The 14274-nt window shown below is 61.2% G+C and carries 11 protein-coding genes and 2 tRNA genes; 8 read left to right on the plus strand and 5 right to left on the minus strand.

The features are described 5' to 3' along the window. The first annotated feature begins 6 nt into the window (after positions 1-6). The 8 genes from CXQ93_RS09105 (at position 7) to CXQ93_RS09140 (ending at position 8663) form a co-directional block, all read left to right on the plus strand. Positions 7-681 (plus strand): response regulator, encoded by a 675-nt coding sequence (locus tag CXQ93_RS09105; protein ID WP_062286568.1) that lies wholly within the window; start codon positions 7-9, stop codon positions 679-681. A gap of 152 nt (positions 682-833) precedes the next feature. Next, positions 834-2297, plus strand: coding sequence for a DHA2 family efflux MFS transporter permease subunit (locus CXQ93_RS09110; protein ID WP_104110114.1), 1464 nt, complete (start codon positions 834-836; stop codon positions 2295-2297). A gap of 440 nt (positions 2298-2737) precedes the next feature. Beyond that, positions 2738-3406 (plus strand): MOSC domain-containing protein, encoded by a 669-nt coding sequence (locus tag CXQ93_RS09115; RefSeq protein WP_104110115.1) that lies wholly within the window; start codon positions 2738-2740, stop codon positions 3404-3406. A gap of 365 nt (positions 3407-3771) precedes the next feature. Further along, positions 3772-5757, plus strand: coding sequence for a DEAD/DEAH box helicase (locus tag CXQ93_RS09120; protein WP_104110314.1), 1986 nt, complete (start codon positions 3772-3774; stop codon positions 5755-5757). A gap of 287 nt (positions 5758-6044) precedes the next feature. Continuing rightward, a tRNA-Thr gene (locus CXQ93_RS09125) sits at positions 6045-6116 on the plus strand. Positions 6117-6180: 64 nt separating this feature from the next. After that, positions 6181-6254, plus strand: a tRNA-Met gene (locus tag CXQ93_RS09130). A 160-nt stretch (positions 6255-6414) separates the two neighbouring features. After that, a complete protein-coding gene (locus CXQ93_RS09135; protein WP_104110116.1) occupies positions 6415-7086 on the plus strand; it encodes an NAD(P)H-binding protein in 672 nt (223 codons plus the stop codon). 5 nt (positions 7087-7091) lie between these two features. Then, positions 7092-8663, plus strand: coding sequence for a Na+/H+ antiporter (locus CXQ93_RS09140; RefSeq protein WP_104110117.1), 1572 nt, complete (start codon positions 7092-7094; stop codon positions 8661-8663). A 217-nt stretch (positions 8664-8880) separates the two neighbouring features. On the opposite strand, the gene CXQ93_RS09145 is transcribed toward CXQ93_RS09140, so the two are convergent. Genes CXQ93_RS09145 through CXQ93_RS09165 form a run of 5 tightly spaced genes read right to left on the minus strand, consistent with a single transcriptional unit; the run spans position 8881 to position 14037 of the window. After that, on the minus strand, positions 8881-10215 hold the full coding sequence (locus CXQ93_RS09145; protein WP_104110118.1) for an LLM class flavin-dependent oxidoreductase: 1335 nt from the start codon (positions 10213-10215) through the stop codon (positions 8881-8883). A gap of 2 nt (positions 10216-10217) precedes the next feature. Beyond that, positions 10218-11156 (minus strand): TauD/TfdA family dioxygenase, encoded by a 939-nt coding sequence (locus CXQ93_RS09150; RefSeq protein WP_104110119.1) that lies wholly within the window; start codon positions 11154-11156, stop codon positions 10218-10220. Positions 11157-11204: 48 nt separating this feature from the next. Further along, positions 11205-12095: an ABC transporter permease gene (locus CXQ93_RS09155; RefSeq protein ID WP_104110120.1), complete on the minus strand. Its 891-nt coding sequence runs from the start codon at positions 12093-12095 to the stop codon at positions 11205-11207. Continuing rightward, positions 12095-12988 carry an ABC transporter ATP-binding protein gene (locus CXQ93_RS09160; RefSeq protein ID WP_104110121.1) on the minus strand — a complete coding sequence of 298 codons (894 nt, stop codon included), beginning with the start codon at positions 12986-12988 and terminating at the stop codon, positions 12095-12097. The genes CXQ93_RS09155 and CXQ93_RS09160 overlap by 1 nt, the downstream gene beginning before the upstream one ends. 2 nt (positions 12989-12990) lie before the next feature. Further along, a complete protein-coding gene (locus CXQ93_RS09165; protein WP_104110122.1) occupies positions 12991-14037 on the minus strand; it encodes an ABC transporter substrate-binding protein in 1047 nt (348 codons plus the stop codon). Positions 14038-14274: the final 237 nt, after the last annotated feature.

Here is a 14274-nt window from a genome sequence, read left to right on the forward strand (position 1 = left end):
TTTGCCATGACAACAGTTTTAGTGGTTGATGACGAGCCCCAGATTTTGCGGGCCCTGCAAATCAACTTGCACGCCCACGGCTACACGGTGGTGCCGGCCCCGAACGGGACCACGGCCTTGGCCGCCGCCCAAACCCAGGCGATTGACGTCGTCGTGCTTGACTTGGGGCTGCCGGACATGGACGGTCTGGAGGTCATTGCGGGGCTGCGCGGCTGGACCGAGGTACCCATCATCGTGCTCTCCGCCCGGCACGGATCCCACGACAAGGTGGAGGCGCTGGATGCCGGAGCCGACGATTATGTGACAAAGCCGTTCGGCTTGGATGAGCTGCTGGCCAGGTTGCGGGCGGCCACGCGACGTTCAGGTGCACAGACTGAAGAGCCGCGGGTGGAGACGGCTGAATTTACCGTGGATCTGGCCAATAAACAGGTGTTTCGGCACGGTGAACCGGTGCGGATGACACCCACCGAGTGGAGCGTTTTGGAACTTTTGGTCCGTAATCCCGGCCGTCTCATCAGCCAGCAGCAGATCCTCACCGAGGTGTGGGGGCCAGCTTATGCGAAGGAAACTCACTATTTGCGCGTCTATATGGCTCAGCTCCGGCGGAAACTTGAGCGCGATCCCGCAGCGCCGGTTCACCTGTTGACCGAGGCGGGCATGGGATACCGCTTTGCTCCTTAGGACAGCATTTTAGGACGGCACTGTGGGTCGCAATGTAACGAGGGGCCCGGAAAATTAGTGGCAGAATTGCAGGGCGCCATTGGCCCGGGTCGCCAGCACTGAGCGACCCCATTGGCTCACTTACTTTTAGCTAACTTTCCAAGGAAAACTGCATGAAATCTGCCCCGCCCGTCGGCAAGGCACGCACCATCGCCCTCATCTCCTTGTTCATGGCTTCGTTCATGGAACTCCTTGATGCCACCATCGTCAATGTCGCACTGCCGGACATCGAGCGGGCTCTCGGCGCTGCGAACGCCGAACTCCAGTGGATGGTGGCCTCCTACACGTTGGCCCTGGCCATTGGTCTGATCACGGGATCCCGGCTAGGCGATATTTACGGGCGCAAAAAGATCTTCATCATCGGTCTTGTTGCCTTCACTGTGGCCTCGGTGCTGTGTGGAGCGGCCATGAACCCGGAGATGCTCATTGCCTCCCGCGCCCTCCAGGGGTTCGCCTCGGCGGCCATGATTCCGCAGGTGCTCTCCAGCCTGCAGGTTATGTACAAGCCCTCCGAGCGGGCCGGGGCCATGGCCGGATTCTCCGCACTTGCCGGCGTTGCCGCCGTCTCCGGCCCCATCCTGGGTGCTGTGCTCACAAATGCCAATATCTTCGGCTGGGGCTGGCGCACCATCTTCTTCGTCAACATCCCCGTTGGAATCTTCGCCGTCATCTGCGCCATCAAATTCGTTCCAGAGTCCAAGGCGCCGGTGCGGCACAAACTTGACCTGTCCGGCGTCGTTATTCTTGCGGTGGGCATGATGGCGATTCTCTACCCGCTGACCATGGGACGCGAGGAAGGGTGGCCCCTGTGGACCTACCTGTCCATGGTGTTTGGTGTGCTGGTACTGGCGGGCTTCGTGATGCTGCAGCGCCGCGAGGAAATGCGTGGCGGTGAGCCATTGGTAGCTGTTTCGCTGTTCAAGAGCCGACCGTTCGCCGCCGGTATTGTGATGATGTTCTTGTTCTTCATCCCCATGAACGGCTTCTTCTTGATCCAAACCCTGTTCCTGCAGGTGGGTCTGGAATACCCCATCCTGAAGGCCGGGCTGACCATGGTCCCGTTCTCCATCATGGTGCCGATTCTGGCCGGCATCTCCGCTGCAATTTTGGCCAAGAAAATTGGTCGTGTGGTGCTGCAGCTGGGGCCGCTGGTCATCGCCGTCGGCTTCATCGTGTTGATCTTCACGGTTCAGTCCGTAGGTGGCGCCGTCACTCCCTGGCACCTGTTGGCCGGTTTGGCGCTGAGTGGCGCCGGATTCGGTATGGTCGTGGCACCCGTGGGCATCTTCGTGCTCTCGGAAGTTCCCACAAAATTTGCCGGCAGCGCCTCAGGCCTGTTTAACACCACCAGCCAACTTGCCGGCGCCTTGGGTGTTGCCATCATCGGGACCATCTACTTCAACTCGCTCGAAGCCAGCACCGGCACTAGCCAGTCGGCAGTGTTCATTGACGGCTTCACGTTCACTATGTGGATCATGGCCGCAGGCATGGTGCTCGCGTCCCTGGCGGCGTCGTTCCTGCCACGCTGGGCTAACGATTCAGATGTTTCCGGGCCCGTGGACTTGGTTGACGCTTAGGTAACATCCGCCTGAGCTGCACTCCACTTGAGGTGCACTATTGGTGCACTCCGCTGCGTCGCTTATGCGCTGAACCCATCCCGGGTTCGGCGCATAAGACTGTGGCTCAGTGTTTATGCGCTGAACCCCTCTCGGGTTTGGCGCATAAGTGTCTATGCGTCCTACTCAGCCCGGGTTCGGCGCATAAAGCTGTGGCTCAGTGTCTATGCGCTGAACTCGGGATGGGTTCGGCGCATAAGACAGCTGCTCAGTGTCTATGCGTCCCACTCGGCACGGGTTCGGCGCATAAGACAGCTGCTCAGTGTCTATGCGCTGAACTCGGCCCGGGTTCGGCGCATAAGGCAGCGGCTCAAAGCAGGCGGGGCAGAAGGGCTTGGCACAGATGCCGGTGGGTGGACCTGCGGGGGCTAGGTAGACCCCACTTGCCATAGTGTTTAACCATGACTGACGCAGCGCCACAGGCTGGCACCATTCTTGCCATTTGCCGGGTCCACCAATTGATCACCACCAAGACCGGCTTCGGGGTGACAGCCATTGACAAGCGTGCCGTTGATGGCCCCGTCAGCCTGCGCAAGTACGGCGTGTTCGGCGACGTGCAGGCAGACACCGAGAACCATGGCGGTCCGGATCAGGCCATTTACGCCTATTCGCAAGAGGACGCCGACTACTGGTCCGCCGAACTTGGCCGGCCCATCGCCCCTGGCTTGTTTGGCGAAAACCTGCGCACCCAGGGCATCGAGACCACCCACGCCGTGATCGGTACCCAATGGCGCATCGGCAAGGCTCTGCTGGAAGTCACCTCGCCACGGGTTCCGTGCGCTACTTTCGGGGAGCGGATGGGCGAGCCGCAGTGGGTCAAGCGGTTCACTTTAGCCGGACGCGTGGGTGCTTATCTGCGCGTGCTGGAACACGGCAAGGCTAGTGCGGGAGAAGCCGTCGTGGTTGAGCATGTGCCCAGCCACGGCATCACGGTGGGCAAGTTCTTCAGCGACGCCACGGCCCAGGATGTGCATATCTTGCAGGACCTGCACGACGCCGGAGAGCTCACCTTGGCGGCGCATTACTGGCCCTACTTCAAGCGAATCCTCGCCGCGAGCAACCAGATCTGAGAGTAAACAAGCGCGGGCGCAAACGTCACGGCCGCAGCCTGTGTGCCGAACCTCACGGGGCTGTATCGACTTTCCCTATAGTGCAGCGGTAGTGTATGCCCTACAATTTAAATATCCCCCACTCCGGTATCTCCTTTTATTTTCTGCCCAATTTTTGAGGCAGGAGCCTGAAGTGTTTGGGGCCCGCATCGTTTTAGCGGGCAAGTAGCGTTCATAGGGGATTGCCGGCAAAGAAACGCCATGCAGCGTTGAGAAACTTCAACGCTGACAGCAGCACCAATGGTGCGCACATGGCGCGAGATCCTGCCCGGGATGCCGAGAAGCGGCTGGATTTCCTCACGCGGCGACACCCGCCGCCTGGCCCTATGAATGAGGACATTTTGACTGTGCCCGAAAACTTGACTGAAAATTCTCCCGCTGTGGAGGAAGCAAACGAAGTTACTTTCGCCGATATGGGTATTGACGGCCGCGTGCTGGCTGCCCTGAGCGACGTTGGCTACGAGAAGCCCTCACCCATCCAGGCTGCAACCATTCCGTTGCTCCTTGAAGGCCGTGACGTTGTTGGTTTGGCCCAGACCGGTACCGGTAAGACGGCAGCATTCGCCGTTCCCGCCCTGTCTCGCATGGCTGAACTGATGGACCTCAACGGTCCCACCAAGAACACCCAGATCTTGGTCCTCGCTCCGACCCGCGAGCTTGCGCTCCAGGTTGCTGAAGCTTTCACGTCCTACGCCAAGCACATGGATAACTTCTCCGTTCTCCCCGTTTACGGTGGATCCGCTTACGGCCCCCAGCTGGCCGGTTTGCGCCGCGGAGCACAGGTTGTTGTCGGTACCCCCGGCCGCGTTATCGACCACCTCTCCAAGGGCTCGTTGGACCTGTCCAACCTGCAGTACCTGGTTTTGGATGAAGCCGATGAGATGCTCCGCATGGGCTTCGCCGAAGACGTTGAGCAGATCCTGGCCCAGACGCCGGCCGAGAAGCAGGTTGCACTGTTCTCCGCCACCATGCCTGGCCAGATCCGCCGCATCTCCAAGCAGTACCTGAACAACCCGGCCGAGGTGACTGTCAAGTCCAAGACCACCACCGGCGCCAACACCCGTCAGCGTTACCTGCAGGTCATGGGCCCGCACAAGCTCGATGCGCTGACCCGCGTACTTGAGGTTGAGAAGTTCGAAGGCGTTATCGCCTTCGTTCGCACCAAGATGGCAACCGAAGACTTGGCTGACAAGCTCAAGGCACGCGGCTTCCAGGCTGCCGCCATCAATGGCGACATCCCGCAGCAGCAGCGCGAGCGCACCGTTGAGGCTCTGCGCGACGGCAAGATCGACATCCTGGTTGCTACCGACGTTGCGGCTCGTGGCCTTGACGTTGAGCGCATCACCCACGTCATCAACTACGACATCCCGCATGACACCGAGTCCTACGTGCACCGCATCGGCCGTACGGGCCGCGCCGGCCGCTCGGGTGACGCAATCTTGTTCATGACTCCTCGTGAGAAGTACTTGCTCCGCGCCATCGAGAAGGCCACGCGCCAGCCCGTTGAGCAGATGCACCTGCCCTCCGCAGAGACCATCAACTCGCTGCGTTTGGGCAAGTTCGCTGAGAAGATCACCGAAACCCTTGCGACCAAGGATGTCGCCAAGTTCCGCGACTTGATCGCGTCCTACGAGCAGGAGCACGACGTTCCCGCTTCGGAGATCGCTGCAGCCTTGGCCGTCATGGCACAGGGCGGCCAGCCGTTGCTCGTCAACGACCTGCCGGCAGCACCGGAATACCAGAAGAAGGACCGTGCCAAGGACGGATTCGGCTCACGTGGCCCGACCCGCACCTTGACCGAAGGCAACGCCACCTACCGCATCTCGGTGGGCCGTCGCCAGCGCGTCATGCCCGGCTCCATTGTTGGTGCCATTGCTAACGAGGGCGGCCTGTCCTCCTCGCAGATCGGCGGCATCGACATCCGCTCAGACCACACCCTGGTCGAGCTGCCCGCAGAACTGAGCAAGGATCAGTGGAAGGCTTTGAGCCGTACGCGTATCAGCGGCGAGCTCATCAACCTCGAGCTGGACAACGGCCGCCGCCCCGCCGGTGCCGGTGCCGGAACAGGCGCCCCCTACAAGGCCCGTGAAGAGCGTAACGACCGCGGCCAGGGCGGCTTCAAGAAGAAGTTCGACGGCGACCGTGGCGGCTACCGTGGTGGTAACGACCGCGGTGCTGACCGCAACGCCGACCGTGGCGCTGACCGCGGCTTCAGCAGCGATCGCGGCCAGGGTCACACCGGTCACGGTGCCGGCGATCGCCGTCCCCGCCACGAAGGTGGCCAGAGCTTCAACAGCAAGGGCAAGTGGTAAACACCGCGCCCTAAGGCACTAATAAGGCCGGTCATCATTGTGGTGACCGGCCTTATTTTTATGTTCATTTTGTGCTGATTCTGATTTTCTTTTGCCAATTAAGATTCCATGTGACGCAACTCATGCATACCCCGCGGATTGGTTGAAATGCCTTGATTTCTAGGGCTTTTCTGCCGATTGAGAGCGTTTCATTACGAGTGAAAAGTTCCTATTTAGACCAGGTTAGGCATGCTGGGACTAGGCCGATTTCGCATCCATCGAAAGCGCTGGTAGAGTATTTCTTCGTTGCCCCCCTAGCTCAGTGGTAGAGCGCGTTCTTGGTAAGAACGAGGTCACCGGATCGATTCCGGTGGGGGGCCCGGAAATGAGTAGGCTCGTGTCAAGACGGTTTTGACCGGTGCGGCACGGGCCATTCTCATTTATGGCGGCATAGCTCAGTTGGTTAGAGCGCACGACTCATAATCGTGAGGTCCCGAGATCGAGTCTCGGTGCCGCTACCCAAGAGAAACCCGCAGTTCCCAGCCCGCAAGGGCAGAGGAGCTGCGGGTTTTTTCTTGCCTGGACTCGCCGCTAATTGCCCTTAAGCGCCTTCAGCTGCCGTTCGGATCCGTGGCGTAGGCTGGCCCAACAAGCTACCCACACGAGAAGGAGTCGCACGTGAACAAGGTCTTGATTATAGGCGGGCACGGAAAGATCGCACTTTTGCTGGCACCGCTGCTGACGGCGGCGGGCACCCAGGTCACCTCGGTGATCCGCAACGCAGCCCACATTGACGAGGTGGCGGCTACAGGGGCTACCCCCGTGGTGCACGACGTCGTTTCCTCCTCGGTTGCGGAGCTCGCCGATCTCTTCGCTGGCCAGGACGCCATCGTCTGGTCTGCAGGGGCCGGGGGAGGATCCCCCGAGCGAACGTACGCTGTTGATCGTGACGGCGCCATTGCGTCCATGGACGCCGCCGTGGTTGCGGGTGTGGAGCGCTACATCATGGTCTCTTACCTTGGCGCCAGCACAGACCACGGTGTGCCGCCTGAGGACAGCTTCTTCGCCTATGCCGAAGCCAAGGCAGCCGCGGACGCACACTTGCGCCAGACCGGGGCCCTTGCATGGACCATTCTTGCCCCGGGTGCCCTGACGCTGGACCCCGCCACGGCGTTAATTGACCCCACACCGGCAGCGGAGCGCGACGCAGCCGCACCCACGAAAACGTCCCGAGCGAATGTTGCCCTTGTCGCTGCCGCCGCACTGGCGCACCCGGAAACCATCATGCACACCATTGAGTTCAGCGACGGAAGCATGTCCATTGAGGATGCGCTGACCCGCGTAAAATAGAGCGAGTGGAACAGCTCGTATTAATTATCGGACTCTTATTCGCCACCGTGCTTGCCGTCGGTTTGGGGGATAAGCTCCGGCTGCCCTATCCAGTGTTGATGCTCATCATGGCGGGGGCGCTGACGTTCATTCCAGGCTTCCCTGATCTCCGGATAGATCCTGAACTGATTCTGCCCATCTTCTTGCCGCCCCTGCTGTTCGCCACGGCACAGAAGAGCTCCTGGTCAGTCTTTAGAATCCGCTGGCGCACCATCATCATGCTGGCTGTGGCACTTGTGGTGGTCTCCACTGCTTTGGTGGCCGGAGCCGCGTGGTTATTGATCCCCGGCATCGGCATTCCGGCGGCCATTGCTTTGGGGGCCATGGCCGCTCCTCCTGACCCGGTAGCCGTGGAATCGGTGGCCAGTCGGGTCCACATGCCCCGACGTTTGATCACAGTGCTGCAAAGCGAGGGGCTGTTCAACGACGCCGCCGCTATTGTGATCTTCCAGGCGGCAGTAGCTGCCGCCGTCGACGGGCAGCCGTTCGGCGTCGGTGTGATTGGCAAGTTCCTCTTGGGCGCCGCCATTGCCATCATCGTGGGGATGTTCATGGGCTGGGTGACGGGGCTGATCGCCAAACTGATCACGTCCCCCGTGGCCCGAAGCGCTGTCACCCTCGTGGTTCCTTTTGCCGCCTACATCTTGGCCGAGGAAGTCCACGCTTCCGGTGTCATTGCAGTGGTGGTGACAGCCCTGGAAATGAAACGTCACGCCCGGGCAGAGGACGCTACCGAACGCATCACCCGTGCCGCCTTCTGGGACGTTGTGGAGCTCTTGGTGACAGGGCTGGCCTTCGGCCTGGTAGGGCTGGAGGCTCGCGAAGTCATCCGTGTGGAGGGCACGGCCATTTGGGGCATGCTGCCCATGGCCATCAGCATCAGCATTCTGGTGATTGTGGTGCGCGTGCTGTGGTTTGGCATGATGGCGATGCTGTCCAAGAAGCGCGACGGCGATTTACCACCCACTGGCATCAAGGACGTCATCATCTTGAGCTGGTGCGGCATGCGAGGGTTGGCCACCTTGGCTCTGGCCCTGGCGCTTCCTACCGTGCTGCCCACAGGGGAAGCGTTCCCCGGTCGCCACGAGATCATCGTGGCAGCCTGCGCGGTCCTACTGACCACCCTGGTGCTGCCGGGCCTGACACTGCCGTGGCTCATGCGGGTGCTGAAGGCGACGGACGACGGCGTGGAGGAACGTGAGGCGGCCAAGCTCATGGCGCTGCGTGCTCAGGACGCTGCTGTGGCGGCGCTGAGGGACAACGACATCATCAAGAACCTGCCGCCTGAAAAGACGGCGCTCGTCAAGGCGCGAATGCAGCGTCTGCAGGCCGAGCTGTTGGACGGCAGCCTCAAGAACGAAGGACAGGCCGAGCGCCGCCGTCGTGGCCGTGAATTGGCCATCGCCGTGCAGACAATTGCCCTGGATGCTGCTCGCGCAGAAATCTTGATGGCCCGCAACGAACCTGACACTGATCCTGAAGTTGCGGATCGGGTACTGCGCCAACTGGATCTGCGCACCATGATCATGCCGGACTAGTCCCCAGCCTCTCCCAAAGCTCGTTCCTCGCTTCGGGTCCCTCGAGGCTGGGGGCCCAACGAGTCTTGGCCCCTCGGGCGCGGGGGCCCATCCAGCCTCTCCCAAAGCTCGTTCCTCGCTTCGGGTCCCTCGAGGCTGGGGGCCCAACGAGTCTTGGCCCCTCGGGCGCGTGGGCCCACGTATGTCGGCCCAGCCACGCCCTCCCCAACGACAGGTGTCAGGCTGACTGGGCCTGTTCATGTAGGTGCGCCTCCGGCCGGGCCAGGCCGTAGTGCTCTCGCAACGTCTGGCCGGTGTACTCGGTTCGGAATAGGCCTCGCTCCTGTAAGAGCGGGACTACCTTGTCCACAAAGTCGTCCAGCCCGGCCGGGAACGTTGGCGGCATGATGTTGAACCCATCTGCGGCACCCGTGGTAAACCACAACTCAATCTCGTCGGCCACCTGGGCAGGAGTTCCGATGAAGGTGAAGTGACCTCGGGCGCCGGCCAACTTTGCTGTCAAGGCACGGATGGTTAGCGATTCCTTCCTAGCAACGTCAACAATTAATTTCTTCCGGCTCTGCGCTCCGTCCGTTCCAGCGGGAAGCTCCGGCAGCTCGCCGTCCAGCGGGTATCCAGAGAGGTCAAAGTCCAGCTGCTGCGAGAGTTGCTGTACGCCATACTCGGGGTTGGCGAGGGAGTTGAGGAAGTCATATTTCTCCTGGGCTTCCTCCTTCGTATCGCCGATGTAGGCGCTGATGCCGGGCAGGATCAACAGTTCCTGGGGGAAGCGGCCAAAGGCAGCTAGACGGCCTTTCAAATCGGCATAGAATTCCCGCGCGGACTCAACGCTCAGATGTGCCGTGAACACAGCTTCGGCGTGGCGGGCGGCAAACTCCTTGCCTGCCTCACTGGACCCTGCCTGAACGAGCAGCGGATGGCCTTGGACCGGGCGCGGCAGATTGAGCGGACCCCGGACCTGAAAGTGCTTGCCTTGGTGATTGATCTCGTGGATCTTGTCCGGGTCGCTGTAGATGCCTGTGGCTTGGTCGGCCACCACTGCATCATCGGCCCAGCTGTCCCAGAGCGCCTTGGCGGTGTCCAGGAATTCATGTGCCCTTTCGTAGCGCAGGGCATGGGCTGGCCGGTCCGCAAGATTGAAATTCTTCGCTTCGCCCTGCCCGGCAGAGGTGACGATGTTCCACCCTGCCCGACCACCACTGATCCGGTCCACGGAAGCAAATGCCCGGGCCAGCGAATACGGCTGGTTATAGGTGGTGGAGGCCGTGGCGATCAGTCCGATCCGCTCGGTGGCCGTAGCCAGCGCCGAGAGCAGCGTCAGCGGCTCAAAAGAACTGTAGGCGTTGTACCGAATGTTGCTTGAGATGGCGAGGCCGTCGGCCAAAAACAGCGAATCCAGCTTGCCGCGTTCTGCCGTCTTGGCGATGCTGAGGTAGTGCGCAATGTCCTGTTCCGCCAAGGGATTCACATCCGGGTGGCGCCACGACGCCTCATGGTGGCCTGTGCCGTGGACAAAAGCGTTCAGGTGCAGTTCGCGTTTTTGCGTAGCCATGGCTAGTTCACCGGCGCAATCACGGAGTAGGCAGCGGAATCGCCCTGCAGCGACTGGCTGGGCTGACCGGTAATGCTCACGGGGATGTCGCCGGCAATCGTGACGCGGTTCAGGGTCCGCGGGGCGCCGTCGTAGTTATCAGGGGCGTAGTGCTGCGTGATGCGGTTATCAAAGAGCACCAGCTGGTTGGGCTCCCAATTCACGCGCACAATGTTCTCCGGACGGGTCACATAGGCTTGCAGCAAGCGGATGATGTCCTTGGATTCCGTATTGGACAAACCCACGATCCGCAGCCTCTGGGCAAAGCCGCCAATGAACAGGCCCCGTTCCCCGGTCAGCGGGTGGACGCGAACCACCGGATGGACGGATTCGAAGATCTCACGCGTGAATTCGGCCCGGCGCTCGGCGGCATTGGCGTGCTCAAGATTCTTGGGTACAGAGTAGTCGTAGTCGTTCGTGTGAACGGCCCACAAGGTATCGGCAAACGCCCTGAGCTCCTCCGGCAGGTCTTGATAGGCCGCAGCCGAGGAAGCAATCAGCGTCTCACCGCCATACGGGGGCAGCGTGATGCTGCGCAGGGTGGATGCCTGCGGGGGATTGTGGACGAACGTGACATCTGTGTGCCAGGTGTTGGCGGAGCCGTTTTCGCTGTCCACGGGAAGGACATTTGCGGCACCATCCACAGGGGCCACGGTGGGGTGGGCGGCGGTTAGCGGGCCAAAGTAGCTGGCAAAGCGAACCTGCGCCTCATCCGTGGTGATGTTGGCTTCACGGAAAACCAGGGCCTTGTGCTCATTGAGCGCCGAGCGAATCGAGGCGACTTGGGCAGGGCGCAGCGGAGCGCTGAGGTCCAGACCCCGAATTTCGGCGCCAATCCGGCTGCCGAGCTTGGTAAAGGCAAGAATTTCTGTTGAAACAGGTGTATCTGTAATGACTGACATGGACATTTCCTTCGGGTTTGGTGTGCAGCTAAGGGTTGTGATGGGTGTTTAAGAATTGAAGGTGGTGCGCCACCGGGAAAAGTGGCGTTCGGCGCCAACCAGCAGTGCGTTCACCAGCAGGCCTAGCAAGGACACGGTGAGGATGCCTGCGTACATTTGCGGAATCAGGAAGCTGTTTTGGGCATTCGTGATGAGATATCCCAAACCTGCCTTGGCGCCCACCATCTCGGCGGCGATCAGCACCAGAATGGCTGAGGTGCCGGCCATCCGGATTCCCGTGAAAATGGTGGGCACGGCGGACGGCAGAATGACCTTCCGGAAGAGGGCTGGACTGCGCAGCCCCAGCGATCTGGCGGCGCGTACCAGCAGCGGATCTACGGTGCGCACCCCCGCGATGGTGTTCAGGAGCACGGGGAAGAACGCCGCAAAGGCCACAATGGTGATCTTGGATTCCTCACCGATCCCCAACAGGAGCGTGAAGACTGGAAGTAGCGCCAAGGCAGCGGTGTTGCGGAACAGCTCCAGCAGCGGGTTGAGGAAGGAATGCAGCGGACGGTACCAGGCAATGACCAGCCCCAAGGAAATACCAAGGACGACGGCGATGCTGAAGCCAGCTGCCGATCGCGTGAGGCTGGCCGCCACGTGGCTTTGTAGGGCTCCCGTGGCAACGAGGTCTGCGCCGGCCATCAGCACTTCGTGCAACGGTGGCAGGAAGACGCGGGTGGAATCGCTGGCCAGGTAGCGCGGGCCCAACTCCCAGAAAGCCAGAAAGAGCAGGACTGCCGCCGATTTCCATAGCCAGGCGCCGGCAGTGGTGACGGCTTGGCGCCACGGCCGTGCCGCCGTCGTCCGCGGCCTTTCGGGGAGGCGGGCGGTAGGGGCCTCGGGGCGGGGCGATGCTGTGGCCGTTCCCTTTGCTTGCGTCAGTAGGGCACTCATCAGGCGACGCTCCTTTGCTGGGTGGGTACTTCATCCGGGGCAGTGCCATCCGGGAGGACCTTGCGGTGGCCGGCGTTCTGGGCGGCCTGGACCTCATCGTGGAGCAGTGACCAGACCTTGTGCCGGTGCTCGATGAAGGTTGTGGTGGAACGGATGTCTGCTTGTTCTGACCGTTCGCCCAAATCAATGTCAACGATCGCCTTGAGCTGGCCGGGACGGGAACTCAGGACGGCGACGCGTTGGCCCAGGTAGACGGCCTCATCGATCCCATGGGTGATGAAGATGATGGTCTTGCCGGTCTCCTGCCAAATCCGCAGCAGCTCATCCTGGAGCTGTTCGCGAGTCTGGGCATCCAGTGCCGCGAACGGTTCGTCCATCAAGAGAATGTCCGGTTCGTAGGCGAGACTTCGGGCGATCGCGACGCGCTGTTTCATGCCGCCGGAGAGCTCATGAGGGTATCGCTCCGCGAAGCCGGTGAGGCCCACCAGTTCAAGGTACTCGTTGGCCTTGGCAGCACGCTGACGGCGGTTCAGCCCGGTTCCTTCCAACCCCATGGAAACGTTCGTTGCTGCCGTTCGCCAGGGGAACAGGGCGTATTGCTGGAAGACCACGGCGCGGTCCTGACCGGGGCCAGTGACCTCCTTGCCATCCACGAGGACCTGGCCGGAGGCCGGGCGGGTCAAACCCGCCAGCAGGTCAAGCAGAGTGGTTTTGCCGGAGCCGCTGGGGCCAACGATCGTCAAGAATTCTCCGGCCCTGACATCGAGGTTGAAGTCATCTAGCACTACCAGTGAGGTGGGGGTGCTTGGCAGCCGGCCCGTGGTGCGGCTGCTTTTCGGGGCACGAACGGTGAAGGCCTGACGAACGTGTCGGAGACTTATTTTCGCGGTCATGGTTATCCCTTCGAAGCCGGGGTTGAAGAAGTAGCAGTGGCGGCGAGCGCCAGGTCATTGAAATCATTGGTGTAGTACTTGCTCGGCTGCAGTTCCCCATTGATGAGACCGGCGTCCTTGAGATAGCCGGCCCAAAGCGTGAAGTGCTTGTCGTCGATAATTCCGGCGTTGGGAACGCCCACGCTCTTCCAGTACTCCAGGGCATCGGTGCTTTCGCTCCGGCCGCGGGCCTGGATGATTTTGGTGAATCGGGCTATGACGTCAGCACGCGGCGTGGTGGTTTCCCACTCGATGGCTTTGGCAACACCTGTAGTGAAGGTTCGTACAGTGGTGGGGTTCTTCTTGATGAAGTCATCGCGAAAGACATATTGGCCGCCGGGGAATGAACCGAAGAATTCCACGTCTGTAAAGAGCGCGCGCAGGCCTCCGGTGGCTAGGGCCTTGTCTTGGAGCACGGAGCCAAGCGATCCGGCGTCGATCTGGCCCCTGCGGATAGCCTGTTCGGTGTCATTGGGAGGCAACACCACCAACTGCACCTGCTTGATCTGGGCCTCGCTGAGTCCGTTGTTGGCGAGGTAGGTGTGGATGACAGCTTCTGATTGCCCGCCGAGGGTATTGACGCCGATCTTTTTGCCGATCAGGTCCTTGGCCGTTCGGATAGGGCTGTCCTTGGGCACGTAAAATCCTGTGAATGTTTTGTCATCCGAGCCGTAGTAGTTCACAACACCGGTGATCTGAGCGCCGGCATCGGCGAGCTTGACCACGGCTCCGGTGAAGGCGCCACCAAAGTCAGTCTGGTTGGTGGCCGCCGACTGGATGTCCTGCGGGCCGCTGATGGTGTTGCCTACCCATTCCAGAGTGAGGCCATCAAGGTAGCCCAGGTCCGCGGCGAGCTCTGGAAGGGTGACCGAATTTGCTGATCCTTGGTACTTCAAGGTGGTGACCTCGGTGCTGCCACCACTGGCCGTTGCGGGGCCGCCGCAGGCAGAGACAGCCATCGAAAGGATGATGGCGGTCGCTGCGGTGGCCAGTGGGAGGAAGCGTTTCATGGTGTCCAGTCCTGTTGTTGGTCCTGCACCTCGTTCGAGGATTCAGCCTTCGCTGCTTGCAGGGGATTTTTGGTGGTGTGAACGATGTAAACGGACTTCCTGCACAGGGGCAATCATCTTCGACGCCGAGGGACACGGCGGGAAATGTGGGGCAATGAAGGGCTACACGGTGTCATATTTCGCTTGTGAGGCCTGATTTCCTGCCGTGACAAAAAGTCTTGACGGGGACGCCGTCCG

The organism is Arthrobacter sp. N199823 (assembly GCF_002929705.1).
In the GTDB taxonomy this organism is placed as follows: domain Bacteria; phylum Actinomycetota; class Actinomycetes; order Actinomycetales; family Micrococcaceae; genus Specibacter.